12 protein-coding genes are annotated in these 16,338 nt (G+C 70.7%); 5 read left to right on the forward strand and 7 right to left on the reverse strand.

Annotated features, from left to right (window positions below):
* Window positions 1–189 precede the first annotated feature (189 nt).
* Window positions 190–1,173, reverse strand: coding sequence for a trypsin-like serine peptidase (locus ACFZCP_RS07585; protein ID WP_391424994.1), 984 nt, complete (start codon window positions 1,171–1,173; stop codon window positions 190–192).
* Between the two features lie 376 nt (window positions 1,174–1,549).
* Here ACFZCP_RS07585 and ACFZCP_RS07590 point away from each other — a divergent pair, with 376 nt between their 5' ends.
* From ACFZCP_RS07590 to ACFZCP_RS07605, 4 genes are all read left to right on the forward strand, one after another.
* Window positions 1,550–2,860, forward strand: a complete 1,311-nt coding sequence (locus ACFZCP_RS07590) for a serine hydrolase (RefSeq protein ID WP_391424996.1) — start codon at window positions 1,550–1,552, stop codon at window positions 2,858–2,860.
* Window positions 2,861–3,475: 615 nt separating this feature from the next.
* Window positions 3,476–4,264, forward strand: a complete 789-nt coding sequence (locus tag ACFZCP_RS07595) for an AAA family ATPase (RefSeq protein ID WP_391424997.1) — start codon at window positions 3,476–3,478, stop codon at window positions 4,262–4,264.
* 409 nt (window positions 4,265–4,673) lie between these two features.
* On the forward strand, window positions 4,674–5,417 hold the full coding sequence (locus ACFZCP_RS07600) for a TetR/AcrR family transcriptional regulator C-terminal domain-containing protein (RefSeq protein WP_391424999.1): 744 nt from the start codon (window positions 4,674–4,676) through the stop codon (window positions 5,415–5,417).
* Window positions 5,418–5,551: 134 nt separating this feature from the next.
* The gene (locus ACFZCP_RS07605; protein WP_391425001.1) at window positions 5,552–6,439 is read left to right on the forward strand and encodes an alpha/beta fold hydrolase; all 888 of its coding nucleotides are present in this window, start codon (window positions 5,552–5,554) and stop codon (window positions 6,437–6,439) included.
* Window positions 6,440–6,514: 75 nt separating this feature from the next.
* Here the strand turns inward: ACFZCP_RS07605 and ACFZCP_RS07610 are convergent, their stop codons facing one another.
* From ACFZCP_RS07610 to ACFZCP_RS07630, 5 genes are all read right to left on the reverse strand, one after another.
* The gene (locus tag ACFZCP_RS07610) at window positions 6,515–7,219 is read right to left on the reverse strand and encodes a histidine phosphatase family protein (protein WP_391425003.1); all 705 of its coding nucleotides are present in this window, start codon (window positions 7,217–7,219) and stop codon (window positions 6,515–6,517) included.
* A gap of 610 nt (window positions 7,220–7,829) precedes the next feature.
* Window positions 7,830–9,524, reverse strand: a complete 1,695-nt coding sequence (locus tag ACFZCP_RS07615; protein WP_391425005.1) for a tetratricopeptide repeat protein — start codon at window positions 9,522–9,524, stop codon at window positions 7,830–7,832.
* Between the two features lie 229 nt (window positions 9,525–9,753).
* Window positions 9,754–10,455, reverse strand: a complete 702-nt coding sequence (locus ACFZCP_RS07620; RefSeq protein ID WP_391425008.1) for an HAD-IA family hydrolase — start codon at window positions 10,453–10,455, stop codon at window positions 9,754–9,756.
* A 462-nt stretch (window positions 10,456–10,917) separates the two neighbouring features.
* On the reverse strand, window positions 10,918–11,667 hold the full coding sequence (locus ACFZCP_RS07625; RefSeq protein WP_391425010.1) for a maleylpyruvate isomerase family mycothiol-dependent enzyme: 750 nt from the start codon (window positions 11,665–11,667) through the stop codon (window positions 10,918–10,920).
* A gap of 183 nt (window positions 11,668–11,850) precedes the next feature.
* Window positions 11,851–13,563: an MFS transporter gene (locus tag ACFZCP_RS07630; RefSeq protein ID WP_391425012.1), complete on the reverse strand. Its 1,713-nt coding sequence runs from the start codon at window positions 13,561–13,563 to the stop codon at window positions 11,851–11,853.
* Between the two features lie 281 nt (window positions 13,564–13,844).
* On the opposite strand from ACFZCP_RS07630, the gene ACFZCP_RS07635 reads away from it, so the two are divergent.
* Window positions 13,845–14,669 carry a TetR/AcrR family transcriptional regulator C-terminal domain-containing protein gene (locus tag ACFZCP_RS07635; protein ID WP_391425014.1) on the forward strand — a complete coding sequence of 275 codons (825 nt, stop codon included), beginning with the start codon at window positions 13,845–13,847 and terminating at the stop codon, window positions 14,667–14,669.
* A gap of 228 nt (window positions 14,670–14,897) precedes the next feature.
* On the opposite strand, the gene ACFZCP_RS07640 is transcribed toward ACFZCP_RS07635, so the two are convergent.
* A complete protein-coding gene (locus tag ACFZCP_RS07640; RefSeq protein ID WP_391425493.1) occupies window positions 14,898–15,842 on the reverse strand; it encodes an alpha/beta fold hydrolase in 945 nt (314 codons plus the stop codon).
* Between the last annotated feature and the right edge of the window lie 496 nt (window positions 15,843–16,338).

Here is a 16,338-nt window from a genome sequence, read left to right on the forward strand (position 1 = left end):
CCTCAGAATCGGATCGCCATCGCCATTTCCGATGCCGGCGATGTCGCCGTCGCCCGTCGCCCGTCCGTCGCCGTCGTCAACCGTCGTGGTCGTTGTCGGTGGCGCCGTGGCCGCGGCCGTGGGCGGTTGCAGTCGGGTGGACCGGGCCAAAGGCCCCGTCCACCCTGTGTGCTGGTCGGTGGCCGGCCGTCAGGAGGTCTGGGCCTTGTCGTACAGGGCCTTCGCCTCGTCGCCGAAGTACGGGCCGAACATCCAGTTCGGGAGGAACGTGTAGCCGAAGCTGTTCACCGAGACCTGGAGGCCGGTGCCGCCGGCTTCGTCGAAGCCGGTGAACCAGGGCCCACCGCTGGAGCCGCCTGTCATGTTGCAGCCGAGGCTGTGGTCCTGCGAGAAGAGGAAGTCCTTCGAGCTGTTGCCGCTGCAGTAGATGAGCTTGGTGCCGTCGTACGGGGAGGCGGCCGGGAAGCCGAAGGAGTACATCTGCTTGTTGTAGCCGCCGTTGAACTGGATTCCCTGTGCGCCGACCACCGAGGTGAGCTTCTTGCCGTTCAGGGGCGCGACGACCGCGGCGCCCACGTCGTAGTTGATGTCCTCGCTCGCCTCCCACTGGGGCGTGGTGAGCGTCCTGCTCGCGGCCCACTGGCCGTATGGCGCATTGCCGTTGTTGTAACCGGGCACGAACACCCAGTTGGTGTGCCAGCTGCCCTGGTACTTCACGCAGTGTCCTGCGGTGATGACGGTGCTTGCGTTCTGGCTCGTCACGGCGTTGCCGGTGCAGGAGGCGGTGCGCCCCTGGAAGGTGAAGAACACGCGGCCGGAGGTCGTGGCGACGGCGCCCGTGCCGGTCCACGGCCCCCCTGCCTGCGGGAAGGAGGCAGGGGCGGCGGTGGGTTCGACGGTCGTCGACCGCCGACCGGTCCCGGGCGTCTTCAGGTGCTTGGCCGCGCCGGGGGTCAGCAGCAGATCGAGCGGGGTCGCGCCGCGCATGCGTTCGGGGGTCCAGAAGGTGCGCGATGCGTGCTGTTCGGCGGCCGAGGCGATCCGGGCAGGCACCGAGGACCCGGATGCCGCTTCGGGGCTTGCTGCGGCGGCGGCTCCGGCGTCGACGAGGCCGCCGGTGCACAGGGCGCCAACGGCCAGCAGGATTCCCACAGTTGTGCGATGGCGTCTCACGCATGTCTCCTTCTGCCGTGCCGGGACTGGTCGGGTCCGGGCAAGGTGGGGGAACGAAGAGCGGTGCGGATAGACGTACGTGGGGCAGGGTGCCACGGAAATCTCATCTTGTCAGGAGCGCGCCAATGCGTGAGGTGTCTGGGATGTCTGAACGCAGTGCTCGTCCATGTGCCCCATGGGCGGGGGCGCTGGGGGCGCTGGGGCGGGCGGGCGAGGCCCGTCTCCACCAGCCGTGATCGTCGTGCGGCAGGTCTTCGGTCGTACGGTGCGCCCGCGGTGATCCTCCGCAGGAAGGATGTAAGGCGCATCCATGATCGATGACGATGGCCGGGCGAGGTCCGGACGCGGGGTCCGGATCCGAGGGAAGGGGTACTCCTTGCGCATCCTCCGGCTCGTCGGAACCGCCGTGAGCACGACACTGCTGCTGACCGCCACGGCGCCGGTCGCACAGGCGGACGCCACAACGGCCACGAAGTCCTCCGAATCTCCCTTAGGTGGGCAGGCGTTGGACAAGACCGCGCTCGACAAGGGCCTCCGGGCTGTTCACGACGCGGGTATGTACGGCATCTACGCCTCCGCACGCGACGGCGCTCAGCGCTGGACCGGCGCGGCCGGCGTCGCCGACGTCGGGACCGGGCGTCCGGTCCGACCGGGCGTGCTCCACCGGGTGGGCAGCGTCAGCAAGGCCTTCACGTCCGTCGCCCTCCTCCAACAGGTGGAACGCGGCCGTGTCCGCCTCGACGCGCCCATCGGCGACTATCTCCCCGACCTGGTCCCGGGTGAGCGCGGCCGTCAGATCACGGTCCGCATGCTCCTGAACCACACGAGCGGCATCGGCGACTACGTCATCGGCGCCTTCCCCTCCCTCGCCCACAATTCGACGGCCAGTCTCGACGAAGACCGGTTCCGCTCCATGCGCCCCGAGGAACTCGTGCGCCTCGGACTGGCGGCGCCGCCCACGGGCAAGCCCGGCGAGAAGTGGTCGTACTCCAACACCAACTACGTCGTCGCCGGGCTGCTCCTGGAGAAGGTGACCGGCCAGGACGCGGAGACGTACATCACCCGCCACGTCATCGCCCGGGCCGGTCTGCACCACACCTCGTTCCCGCGCACCCCGTTCATCGAGGGTCCGCACGCCCGTATGTACGAGTCGTTCTACGGCCTGATCGACCCTCCGCGCGACTACAGCGACTACGACATGTCCTGGGCGTACACCGCGGGCGCGCTGGTCTCCACCACCGATGACCTCAACCGCTTCTACCGCGCCCTGCTGGGCGGCAAGCTGATCGGCCCGGCCGCGCTGCGGGAGATGCAGCGCACCGTCCCGGCCGACGGCATGAACTACGGCCTGGGCATCTACGCCGTCGACATCACCGGATGCGGCCGCTTCTGGGGTCACGACGGCGCTGTCTTCGGTGCCGGCACCCTCGTCTACTCCAGTCCCGACGGAAAGCGCCAGGTCGCCCTGGGCTGGAACCTCATGAAGTACGAGCGCCTCAAGCCCGACGGCACCGGTTTCGAACCGAGCCCGATCGACGACGCGCTCAGCAACGAGGTCGTCCGCGCACTGTGCCCAGCGACCACGCCTGCCCCGCCCTCCGGCTCCGCTGCGGTGACGTCGCCGCCCCGGACGGTGCTGCCGACGGCGGACCTGTCGCCGGGAGTGTGGGCCAGGACCCTGCGCTGAGGCACTGCCCGCAGGACCGCGACGCCTTCCCGTGGCGAGCCGCACCCCGTCGGGGGCTTGGAGCGATGTGTGCCCTGCCGTAGGCACGGCCATCGCCCTCGCCGGGGTGGGACTGCGTCAAGTGCCGCTCAGGCCACAGGTGTTGAGGCGTGGAAAAGAGACCCGGACATGGCGGGCCAGGCCGTGCTCGATGCGTCCGATCCCGCATGGGGCAGATCGCAGATCCCGGATGCGGCCAAGCCCGCACGCAGCTGGTCCCGCATCCGGCCCCACACGCCGCCGGTCCCGCATCCGGCGGACCCCCGATGCTGCGGATCCCCGATGGTGCGGATCCCGGGTGCAGCGGAGGGGGCCGCCGCGCGCCGCGGGAGGGCGGCGCAGCGGACGCAGGTGGCGTAGGCGGCGGACTTCTCGTCGGCGTGGGCCACCCGCGCTCCGCCCCGACCCGCCCCGCTCCCTCCGGGCTGTCGGGTGAGGGCCTGTAGCGTGACGGAAACGCAGCCTTTCGCCTCGCAGCCGGGATGTTCGGGAGCACCACATGGCCAACGACGATGAAGTGTCGCCACCGGGCAGGCACCGGGCCATGGCCCTGCACGCGGGCGGGGCGTGTGTCTGATGGCCTCTGCTCACGGCACGTTCATCCGGCAGATCCGACTGGCCCCGGGCGCCGACGGCAGCCGGTACCCCTTCACCCTTCCCGCAGTGCGGCGACTCGCCGGTCCGGGCGGACTCACCCTGCCGCCGGGGGTCACGTTCCTGGTGGGTGAGAACGGCGCGGGCAAATCGACGCTGATCGAGGCGATCGCGGTGGCGGCGGGGTTCAATCCCGAGGGCGGCAGCCGGAACTTCCGGTTCGCCACCCGCGCCACCGAGTCCGACCTGGGCGATCACCTGATCCTGACCTGGGGGATCGGGCGGCCTCGCACCGACTTCTTCCTGCGGGCCGAGTCGTACTACAACGTGGCCAGCGAGATCGAGAGGCTCGATGCGGCCGGAGGAGGGCCGCTGCTGTCGGCCTACGGCGGGGTGTCTCCGCATGAGCGCTCCCACGGAGAATCGTTTCTCGATCTGGTCACCCACCGTTTCGGGCCCTCGGGACTGTACCTGCTGGACGAGCCGGAGGCGGCCCTCTCCGTCCAGAGCTGCCTGGCCCTTCTGGCCCGTATGCACGAACTCACCGCCCAGGGCAGCCAATTCCTCGTGGCCACACACTCACCGGTACTTCTCGCCCTTCCGGGCGCGACCATCATGGAGATCTCCGACGAAGGCGGGCTGGAACAGGTCGCGTTCGACGAGGCCCTCCCCGTGCGCCTGACGCGCGAGTTCCTCGGAGCGCCGAGCCGGTTCCTGAAGAATCTCCTCGACAACGGCGAGAGTGGCGCTGCTCGGGGCAGTTGGCACTGAGCGGGTGTGCGGTCATCGCCGCCTGTGTGCGCCGCACCCTTGAGGCTCGCTGACCTCCCTGGTCAGCGGGCTGCCATCGCGGGTCAACGGCCGGTGACGTCCAGGACCAGCCCCTTGGGCTGCAGGACGACGACACTGACCGCGCCGTCGAAGGTGAGGGCGCCGTCGGCGCACGCCTCGATCAGCACATGTACAGACCGTCGTCAGATGCCGGCAGCCAGGGGCGCCGGCATTGCGGCACCACGGAGACGGGGTGCGACCAGCCGTCATGGTTGTGATGCGTCCACTGGACGCATAAGGTGCGTCCAGTGGACGCACAGCTGCCCGACGCCACCCAGGCGAACGGTGCGGCGGCGATGCCATGCTCCCCGCCTCTGGCCCCGCCCCTTCGCGAACGGTGAGCCCTCACATGGCCCAGCGCAGCACCGCACAGAACGACCCGGTGGACGAGCAGACACCTGTCGTCGGCTCGGCCGCCTGGTGGAGCGGGCGCCATGCCGCCCGGGCACGCCAGCGCTCCCGGCCGGGAGGTCTCACCCTCGACCTGATCATGGACGCGTCGCTCCGGATCGCCGACGAGCAGGGCCTGGACGCGCTGACGATGCGAGCCGTGGCCGAGCGGATGCAGCTGCGGCACACCTCGCTGTACCGGCACGTCCCGAGCCGCGAGGCACTGCTCGTGGAACTCGTCGACCACATGCTGGGGGAGATCTCCCTGCCCGCGCCGGGCCCGGACTGGCGCGCCGGCACCGAGGCCGGGGCCCGGGAGTACCGACGTGTCCTGCTGGCGCACCGCGCACTGGTGCCCCTGCTGACCCGGGGGCAGCTGCTCGGACCCCATGCCCTGCGCGCCCGTGAGCAGGGCCTGCGGCTGCTGACCGGGGCGGGCTGGCCCGCCGAGAACGCCGTACGGATCTACCTGACGGTCACGCACTACGTGGTCGGCGCCGTGCTCCTGGACACCGGGGGAGCGGCGCGCACACCGGGCGAACGTGCGGCCATGAGCGACCTGTTCGCCTCCCTTCCGGCCCGGACGCACCCTCTGCTCACCACCCACTCGGCACTCCTCAACGACCTGGACGGCGAAGGGGAGTTCGACTTCGGTCTGCGGTGCCTCCTGGACGGCATCGCCGCAACACGGGAGGCCCGCTGATGACCCGGAACACGGGAGAGCCGCCGACGACCCCGAGCAGGGCAGACCCGCTGATGACCCCGAGCACGGGAGAGCCGCCGTTGACCCCTGACACGGGAGAGCCGCCCCTGGACCGGCACTCGGGAGGGCCGCCGATGACCCGGACCGCCATGCCCAGCGGCGCGGACTGGGCCGCAGGCGGCAGCCGGATCACCGTTCACGGGCGCACGGGCCGGCACACGCTGTTCGTCCGCCAGGACGGTCCCGCCGGGGGCCCGCCGGTGACCCTCGTGCACGGTTTTCCCACTTCCTCCCACGACTGGTCCCTGATCGTGCCCGCACTGGGGGCGCGCGGGCACCGGGTGACCACCTTCGACCTGCTCGGCTTCGGGTACAGCGACAAACCGCGACGTCACGCCTACTCGGTGCTGGAGCAGGCCGATCTGGTGGAGGACGTCTGGCGCGGCCTCGACATCGGCGACACCGCATTGGTCGCCCACGACTACGGCGTGAGCGTGGCCCAGGAGCTGCTCGCCCGCAGCCCCGGCCGGATCACCCGCATGGCCTGGCTGAACGGCGGCCTCTACCCGGACCTGCACCGCCCCGTCCGCGTACAGCGGCTCCTCCACGGCCCGCTCGGCCCGCTCCTCGCCCGTGCCGTCACCGAACGCGGATTCCGCACCACGATGCGCCAGGTGCTGGGCAGGCCCGTGCCGGGCGAGGATCTGCACGCCATGTGGGAGAGCATCTGCCGCGACCGGGGTCATCGGCTGGCACCGCGGCTGCTGCGCTACATCGACGAGCGGCGCGCGCATCAGGCACGCTGGGTCCCGGCGCTGGAAGGCTACGGCGGCCCGACGCTGTTCCTGTGGGGACCCGCCGACCCGATCAGCGGCGCCCAGGTGCTGGCCCGTATCCGCCGGCGCATGCCCTCGGCGACCGTGAGTGAACTCGCCGGACCGCCCGCCGTCGGCCACTATCCCCAGGTGGAGGCTCCGGACGAGGTCAGCGCACACCTCGTCCGCTTCCTCGGCATCCGGTGAACCGGCTGTCTCACGGGCACCGACCGAGCGACCGCACCGGCCCGGCGACCGGGAGGGAGCGTTCGCCGGTCGGGCCTACCGGCAGGCGGCGAAGGCCGCTTCCTGGGGCGTGCCTGGTCGTTTCCCGCCGCCGAAGCGGTGCGACGCCGACTGATCACTACGCGCGTGGACGAGCATGGCCGGCCGCGAGTGGGGCCATCGCCGGTCGTCCTGCGGGGCGGCGTCGACGTCATCGACCCGGACGTCCCAGCAGCCACCCTCCAGGGTGAGGGAGACCGTGGACAGGGGTGGCACAGCGAGATGCCAGAAGGCTCGCGCCGGTACGCCCAGAGCATGAATGAGTGCGGCCCGGACGACGGCCGCTTCGGTGAGGGCCACCGTGTGACCCGTGTCGGGCGCCATGCTGCCGAGCCAGTTCGCCGTGCGGCGGCACAGCCGGCGTACCGACTCACCTCCGTGGGGCGCGGCATCGGGGTCCTTCAGCCAGGCGGCGAACCCGTGAGGGTCGGCCGCGGCGACCTCGTCCACGGTGCGACCGCACCATGTGCCGAGGCCGAGGTCGTGCAGCGCGGGCTCGACCGCTGCCTCCAGACCCAAGGCGGCGGCGGTCTGCGAGCAGCGGATCGAGGGCGCCCGGACGGCCAGCTCGTGGGGCGGGAGCATCGCTTGCGCGGCGGCTGCCCTGTGCAGGCCGAGGTCGCTCAGGGGGACGTCGCCGAGCAGCGGATCGACGGTGGCGTCACCGCCAGGTGCACACAGAAACGTGACGCGGATCGTCATGACACCGACCTCCTTCTCGGCCCGGCATGCCCCGGATGCTGCGAGACCACGCAACGGGCAATGGATCAGTTGGGCTGGTGCGGTCGCGGCGTGCGGGAGGTACTCCGGCGGTCCGCGTCGAAGGGTTGGTGGCCAGAGCCGCGTACGGGCCCGGGGCTGCCGGTTCGCAGGCCGGACCGGTACGGTGCAGCGATCCGTCCGGACCGGCGCGGTGCAGCGGCCCGGCCGAAAGCGGCCGTCAGGCGGAGCGGCCGGGTCCCGGCAGAGGACGAGGCGGCCGGCGCGATGTCGTGGCTCATGCACTCCAGCGTGCGGGGAAGTCCCCCGCCGCCCTATCCGTCACGTGTCCGGAACCACCCCGCCGACTGACTGACGCAGCCCCGCCACCCGGCCGAACCCGACACCCGTTGCAGGCCGCCTGTGCGGTAGTCGTCGGACAGTGGTGGAGCAGCCGACGGCCGTCCGCCGGGGCCCGTCGCCCCCGCCCCGGAAGGTCGCCTCCTGCCGCAAAGGGGCGCTTCCTACCACGAAAGCGGGAGAACGGCACCTCGTCCCACGGGCCGCACCGGCGGAGCGGGGGACAGCCGGTCAGGACTACGCTCTGCGATGCTCAGCCCTCCTCGGTGCAGCAGCCGTGGCGCGGCGCGGAGCCCGCGAGCGTCTCCAGACGGCAGAAGCAGGACGCCTCGATCGGCACGTCCGCCATCGCCGCGGCGATCTTCAGCTGCTGGGCCACGATCTGTGCCTCCCCCTCCTTGCCGAGCCGCACGAGACACTCGTGGAGGCCGTGCAGGGCCCAGACGTTGCCCGGGTGCTGCAGTGGGCGCGGCAGCGTGTCGTCGAGTCCGAGGTCGGCGCGGTAGACGGCCTCGGCCTCCGCGACCAGGCCGCGTTCGAGGAGCAGCGCGCCGTATGCGTGCCGGGCGGGCTGCATCCACCCCCACGGCTCGTCGTACGGAAGACCGTCGTCCAGCTCGATCGACCGGCGCAGTGCCGCGAACGCCGATTCGTACTTCCCCTTGCGGTAGTCCAGCTCTCCGTCGAGCATCTGGGCGGCGATCGCCAGGATGTCCGCACAGGTGTTGTTGAACAGCATCCGTGACTGGGGGACCCGGTCGAGCGCGTCGCGGAAGAGCTCGCGTTCCCTGTCGGCCTCGTCGACGCGGCCGGTGGCCGAGAGAGCGACTCCGCGCGCGTACCGCAGCATGGCCGTGCTCACGCAGTACAGCTGCGTGTCGGCGGGCATCGCAAGGCCCAGGATGTCGTCCCAGCGGCCGAAGCGGATGAGCACGTGCACCCGCATCGCGAGGAAGCCCTCCAGCCAGTCCGCCATGGGAGGGCTGTCCACGCGCAGCAGTTCCTCGGGCACGGCCGCTTCGAGCCGGGCGGTCGTCTCGATCGCGTCCTGGAAGCGGCCGAGGAACATCGCGCCGTAGATCTTGAAGTGGTAGTTGTGACACCGGTACAGGGTGTAGAAGTTCATCGCCCCGGCCCTGGCGTGGAACTTCTCGTCGGCTGCGATCGCCTCGGAGTTGTCGGAGACCACCCGCCGGTAGTCGCCGCAGAGCACTTCCAGGTGTGACGGCATGTGCTGGAGATGGCCCGCGTCCGGCACCAGGCCGCGCAGCCGGTCACCCGCCGGCAGGGCTGCCTCGGGGGTGGGGGACATCTCCATCAGGTGGATGTACATGTGGAGCAGGCCCGGGTGCCGTGCGCCCGCCTCCGTGGCTAGTGCACGGTCGAGTACGGCCTTGGCCGCGACGGTGCGCGAGCCCGGGGCAGGCCTGCCCGTGCGGATGTCCCACAGCTGCCAGGGCGTGAGGTTCATCAGGGCGTCGGCGTACAGGGTGGCCACGTCGAGGTCGTCGGCCGCCCCTTCGTGGACGGCCCGCATGCTGTCCGCGTAGGCGGCGCTCCACACCGGACAGTCCGCGACGTCCGGAGCCTGGGCCCGTGGATAGCGGGCACTCAGTGCACCGATGAGGGCCTGCTCGACCGGGGTGGCGCCGGCAGCCTTCGCGTGGGCCCGCTGCACGGCGGCATGCGCGCGTTCCACCGTCCGCCCCAGGTCCTGCTCGTCGAAGAACTCCCAGGGCTTGTTGTAGTTGGGGCCGAGCGCGTAGGCCAGGCCCCAGTCGGCCATGGCACACTCATGATCCGCCGCCGCGGCGGCTTCGAAACAGCGGACGGCCTCCTCGTGGTGGAAGGCGTACGTCCAGTTGAGCCCGCGGTCGAACCATGTCTGCGCCTCGGAGGACGACGTCGTCACGCGCCGGCCGTGGCTGCCGAGATCGTAGTACCGCATACGAACTCCTCCAGGCTGACGGCCAACCGCCCCGGTGACCGGGATGACACGACGATGACGGGTGCACCGACCCTAGCGAAGAACGGCCGGGATACTGCTCATTCCTGTCATTCATGAGGAAAACGGAGGACGACCGCGCCTGTGACTCCGAAGACCGACGGAGCGGCGACCGACGAGACCACCTGACCCGCAATCGGCGGCGGACCGTCACCTCGGGGAGCGGGGCTGATCAGTCTGTCGCGCATGCAGTGGGGGCAGTGCAGGAAGTGCCATGCCCAAGTTCCCTGGCCCACTCCTGCAGTTCGGGCTCGGCCAGGCTGATGCCCAGCCAGTCGTGGTCGAGGGCGACTCCCGGAAGGGACGGTACGACCGCGACGTAGAGCCCGGCAGCGCGGGCCGAGGCGATGCCTGTGGCCGAGTCCTCGAAGGCGACGGAACGCGCCGGGGTCACACCGAGTGTTTCGCATGCCGTGAGGTAGAGCTCCGGCGCGGGTTTGGGGGACCGTACCTCGTCAGCGGCGAACGAGTGGGTGAAGCAGTCGGCGAGGCCGGCCGACCACAGTGCCGCGTCCAGCAGTTCCCGGGGGCTGTTGCTGGCTACGGCGATGGGCACGGCCGCACGGCAGGCGCGCACCAGCTCTGCAGCCCCGGGGAGGGCTGCGGCGCCTCGGGAAATCTCCTTGCGGACTCCTTCGAGGAGATCGGCGGCGAGTTCGGGCCCGGAGCCGGGGAAACCGAGGTATTGGGCCATGGCTTCTCCAGCGGCCTCCACGGTGCGGCCGATGACGAGTGCCTTCTGCTCGGGCCCGAAGGGATGGCCGTGCGCCGCGAAGATGGCTGTCTCCGCAACGGTCCAGCACGCTTCGGTGTCGACCAGCAGGCCGTCGCAGTCGAAGACCACCGCCTCGGTACTGGTGGGGAGTGCGTGCATGCAGATTTCCTTCATGCAGATGTCCCTTCGCTTCGGGCGATGCAGGGGGTTCGTGCGGCGGCCGTTCCCCTTCCGGGAGTGAGCGTGAGAAGCCCTGCTGTCAGGGTGAACGTCTCCGACGCGGACAGGGTGATCATGATCAGTCACCCTAGGCAGCAGACGAGAGAACGTCCATGATCCTGCCCGAAATCGGGCAGATGAGTGCTCGGACCGTCGGCGGACGCGCTCGCGGCGGGTGGGGGAGGCTGGTTGCGCGGACAGGCGGCCACGGCGTCACATGGATGAGGGTCGATCGCGGTCGGGGGCCGGTCGGCGGGACCGTGAAGAACCCGCCGCCCACTGCGGCGCCTCTTTCAGGTTGTACTCGGCGATGCCCGCCATGACCGCCCGGTCGGGGAAGTCCCCGTCGAGCAGCCGCAGTGGTCCCGCCGTCAGCGACAGCCGCTGCGCAGTTGGCGAGGCTCAGGTCCAGCCCGGCACCGGTGGGAGGGGCCACGGCGGCGGGGTCGGCAGCTGACGGTCCGACAGGAGGTGCGTGGCCGGAGCGCGGCCGGTGAGCCAGGCGAGGAGGACGTGGCCGGGGCCGGTGGCGGTCGGTCCGGTCGGGGCGAGGGTCCAGGCGCGGGCGAGGTCGGGGGCCTCGATGCGGGCGAGGGGGAAGCCGCGTGCGGTCAGGGCGGCTACGGATTCGTCGAGTGCCCAGGCGACATAGTCGGCGGGCCAGTCGGTGGTGGTGTGACCGAGGTTCAGGTCGACGTGGTGTGTTTCGAGTTCGCGCCGGGCGCGGTGGAGGGTGTACCACGCGGGGTGTCGCCATCCGGCGAGAGCACTGACAAGGGTGGGCCAGCGTCCGGTGGGCATGGCTGTTGCCGCGTCGAGCATGCGGTCCAGACTCTGGCGCAGGTCCGTGACAAGGGCGGCGGCGTCCCGCCGGGCACCGTCGCGCAGCGCGCGTTCCAGGGCGGCGGCGTCGGCCCGCGGTCCGGGCTCGGTACCGGTGCGGGCCAGGGTCAGCAGCCATCGGTAGGCGTCGGCGCTGCGGGCCAGGTGGGTGATGACGTGACCGCGGCTCCAGCCGGGTAGCGCCGACGGTTCACGGGCCTTCACGTCGGTCAGTGCATCGAGGGTGGCGGCGAGGCGCGCGGCCGATTCGGTCACGTCATCGAGGAGGAGGGCGATGTCGGCGCGGTCGGGGCCGGTGGTGTCGGTCACGGCTCGGAACTCTACGGCCGACCGCCGGGCAGGTGGCAGGCGGCAGGCGGCCGCGCTCCGGGTGGCCTCGGAACGGTGCGACCCACCTCGGCGCTCGGTGCCGGCGGCAACGGGACGGCCGGGCAGCCCCTGATTCAGGGGTGCCCGGCCGTCCCGTTCGCCGGTCGTGGTGCGGCCGGGGCCTCAGTGCCCGCCCGACCCCTCGGGGCGTGCGTGGCGCGGCAGGAGGAACGCGAGCAGGAAGGTCAGGACGAGCATGCCGTCGACGATCCAGAGCACCGTCTGCATGACGGTGCCGAACCCGCTCTTGAAGGCGGACGACGCGGTGGACGTCAGCGCGGCGGGTATCCGGGCGCCGGCCTGCGGGGAGGTCACGGCGGACCGGGTGTCCTTCTCCAGGCGCGCGCAGGACGCCGGGGTTGCGGCAGGATCCTTGGCGACACCGCGGTCCGAGGCGCAGCTGCGCAGGTCGGCCACGACCCGCTGTTGATCGGCGGGCGCCACGTGCGCGGCGGCCAGCTGCTTGCGCAGGCCGTCCGAGTGGTGGTCGACGGCGTCGGCGATCCCGCCGCCCAGCAGGCCGAAGAACACGGTGCCGAGGATGGCCACACCGAAGGCGCCGCCGAGCTGCTGCATCGCGGTCATCGTGCCGGACGCCGAGCCCGTCTCGTGCTGCTCGACACTGGCGAGCACGATGTCGAAGAACGGTGCCATGAGCAGGCCCATCCCGATGCCGGTGACGAGGAGGGAGGGCACGAGTTGCCAGGGACCGACGCCGTCTCCGGCCCTGTCGAGGGTCAGCCACACGCCGAACACGCCGACGGCCATGACCAGCGTGCCCGCCTGCAGCACGGCGCGTCCGAACCGTGCGACACCCTGGGCGATCCCGAAGCCGACGATCATGCCGCCCGACCAGGGCACCATCACGAGTCCCGCCTTGAGAGGCGAGTAGCCGAGGCCGATCTGGGTGTAGAGGTTGAAGACCAGCATGAAGCCCTGCATGGTCGAGAAGAAGACCAGGCCGAGGACCATGCCGCCGCTGAATCCACGCTTGCGGAAGAGGCTGGGGACGACCAGCGGGTCGCGGCCGGCCTTGTTGATGCGCGACTCGTACCGGCCGAAGGCGGCGAAGACGACGACCGAGGCGGCCATCATCCCGAACGTCCACACGGGCCAGTCGTACTCACGGCCCTGCACCAGCGGGAAGATGATGAGCAGCGCGGCCAGGGAGACCAGGAGCATGCCCGGGATGTCCAGGCGCGGCTTGTCGGCGGACCGGCCCCTCGGCAGGAAGCGCAGGGCGCCGAGGATGGCCGCGGCACCCAGCGGCAGATTGATCAGGAAGATCATCCGCCATCCGGTGCCGAAGTAGTCGGCGTCCACGAGCCATCCCGCCAGGATCGGGCCGCACACCGCGGACAGTCCCATGATCGGGCCGAACATGCCGAAGGCCTTCTGCGACTCCTTCGGCGGGAACATCTCCTTGATCATGCCGAGGCCCTGCGGCAGCATCACCGCGCCGAACAGTCCCTGGACGACGCGTGCGGCAATCAGCATCTCGGGTGACGCGGCCACGGCGCAGAGCAGCGAACCCAGGGTGAAGCCGGCGGCGCCCACCAGGAACATCCTGCGGCGGCCGTGAATGTCCCCGAGCCGTCCTCCGGTGACCAGCCCGACGGCCATCGACAGGGTGTACGCGGCGGCGAGCCACTGCAGTGTGGAGGCACCGCCGCCGAGGTCGGCCCGCATGGAGGGGCCGGCGATGTTCGTGACGACCGCATCGAGGAGGTCCATCACCTCGGCCGCGAGGATCACGAAGAGCGCCGCCCAGCGCCATCTGTAGGGCGCCGGCGAGTCGGTGGGCGCCTCGGCCGACGCGACACCGGTGGTGGACATGGGGACTCCTCGCACATGAGCCGCACCGCGGGGAGTTCCCGCGGGCGCGGTGGGACGGATGGGTGTGCCTGCCCGGCTGGTTGGTGCGGCCCGGGAGACGGACGACGGAGCAGACCTGAAGAACGGTGTTCACCCTAGCAGAACAGTGCTCACCGGGAGAACGCTGTTCATTAAGATATAGCGCAATCGGTGACACCGGACAAGATATATCGTGTTCGTTGTGGATGTGAACGGCGCTCACCCGAAGAGAACACTGTTCTTCCGGCGCCTAGACTGTCCCCATGAGCGACGCGGCCGCCGGCACCCCCGCAACCCCTCCGCCCTCCCCCTGGGAGCGTGGGCGCCCCGCTCGCACGCACGTCACTCCCGCGCGTGCCCCGCTGTCACGGGAACGGGTCGTCGAAGCCGCCTTCACCGTGCTGGACCGTCAGGGGCTCGACGGGCTGTCGATGCGCCAGGTGGCGGCTGAACTGGGAGTCACGGTCTCCGCCCTCTATGCCCATGTCAGCTCCAAGGACGACCTCCTGGAGCTGATGTACACACGGCTCTTCGACGGCTTCAGGGTGCCCGCACCCGATCCGGAGCGGTGGCAGCAGCAGGTGCGGGAGTTCGCCCGCTCCGGACGGCAGCGACTGCGGTCCCACCGGGACATGGCCAGGATCTCCATGGCCCACGTCCCCTTCACCGCCGAACTGCTGCCCCATGTCGAGTCGTTGCTCGCCGTGTTCCGTACCGCCGGGCTGCCCGACCGCATCGCCGCGGAGGCCCCCGACCTCATCTCCACCTACATCGACGGGTTCGTGCTGGAGGAGGGCATGTGGCAGGACCGGGCCACGGAGCGCGGCGGTGGCGGTCCCTCCCTGGCCCAGCCCGACTGGGCCGAGATGGCCGACGAGATGCAGAACTACTTCGCGTCCCTGCCCGCGCAGGACTTTCCCCACCTGCGCGCCCTGGCCGGGCTGATGGTGACCGGCTCCTCGGACGAGAGGTTCGACATCGGTCTGGAGATCATCCTGCGGGGCCTCGCGAGCTACCTGCCGGCCCGGGCGTCCGACGCGGCTCCGGCTCCGGATGCGGACCCGGCTCCGGACGCTCCCCGACCCTGAACGGCAACACCACCGACGCCCGGCGCATCGAATCTCACTGACCGACTCTCACTGACGGCCATGGCAGGGTGGCCGAGACGGCGACGACGACCGAGCCGGTGACGACGACCGAGAGGGCGACGACGACCGAGAGGGCCAGGACGGCCGGGGGGCCAGGACGGCCGGGGGGCCAGCACGGCCGAGGTGCCGTACGGGTCCCCCGCCGGGCCGGCGCGTCCGAGCAGTTGCTCAATGTGCCCTGAGGAATTCGATGAGGGCCGCGTTCACCTCGTTCGGGCGTTCCTGCTGTGTCCAGTGCCCGCAGCCCTCCAGCTTGAGGGGCCTGCGCCACAGGCTGGGCATCAGGGCGGGGAGTTTCTCGATGAGTTCGGGTGTCCCGGGGAAGGCGGGGACGAGGTCACGGTCGCCGTAGATGTAGAGGGCGGGCCGGGTGATGACGGCGTCGTGCCAGGGAGCGGTCAGTTCCCAGTTGCGGTCGAGGTTGCGGTACCAGTTGAGGGCTCCCGTGAAGCCGTTGGAGAAGCTCGCGGTGAGCATGTCGAGATCGTCCTCGGTGAACCACTCGGGCAGTACCTCGGGGTCCGGCATGGACCCGAGCCAGCCGACCTCGGGGTCGACCAGGGGCTGCCTGCCTTCTCCGGCGTCGGGTGCGTCGCCGGAAGCCCAGTAGAAGAACTTCCGCAGAGAGGTGCGTGTGTCCTTCGCGAACTCGGCGTCGGCGACACCCGGGCGATTGAAGTAGTTCCAGTAGAAGCGGCCGCCGAACATCTTGTCCATGGCGGCCAGCGGAGGCTGCGTCCCCCGGAAAGGCGGCGGCACGCTCAGGCCGGCCACCCCGAGCACCATGTCGGGTCGCAGCAGTGCGGTGTGCCAGGCGACCGGCGCGCCCCAGTCGTGCCCGACGACGTACGCCTTCTCCTCGCCGAGGGCCCGGATCAGGCCGACGACGTCGCCGACCAGGTGGAAGAGGGTGTACGCGTCGACGCCGTCGGGATGGTCGCTGCGTCCGTATCCTCGCTGGTCGGGGGCGACCACGCGGAAACCCGCGTCGGCCAGCGGGCCGAACTGGTGGTGCCAGGAGTGCCACGACTCGGGGAAGCCGTGCAGCAGCACCACCAGGGGGCCCTCGCCCTGTTCGGCGATGTGCAGCCGAACGCCGTTCACGTCAGCCATGCGATGCTCAACCATGTGCGCGAGCGTACGCGTTGATCTTCGGACGGCGGTGCGTTGCTGGGTGCGCCGTCGGCCGGTGTCGCCGCTTTCGGTACCTGAGGCGGACCGCAGAAGCTCGTGCAGCCCGGCGGTGTCGAGGATGCGGGCCCGGGCCGGGAACACCTTGTCGATCAGCAGTCGGCAGACCTCCGGATCGGGATCGGCGACGCCATCGGGCAGTGTGGGAGAGCGGTGGTCGCGGTCGGCGGCGTCGATGAGCGTGAAAACAGAGCACACCGCTGGTGCTGATCCCCGTGAGCACCAGGGTGTCGATGCCGCGGTCGCTCAACCGCGTAAGCCGTTCCGTTTGGTGCGTGGTGGTGAGGGGATGCCGTCACCCGCGTCCGAGTCTCACGCAGTGAGGTCGTCCGCCGACTGTGGACGGCACGGGATGCGGGATCGTGCGTTTCATTGGAACGTTGTCGTGTTCGAGGGTGCGTCCCGCATGCCTGGAGCG

The sequence above is a fragment of the Streptomyces sp. NPDC007971 genome (assembly GCF_042958635.1).
In the GTDB taxonomy this organism is placed as follows: domain Bacteria; phylum Actinomycetota; class Actinomycetes; order Streptomycetales; family Streptomycetaceae; genus Streptomyces.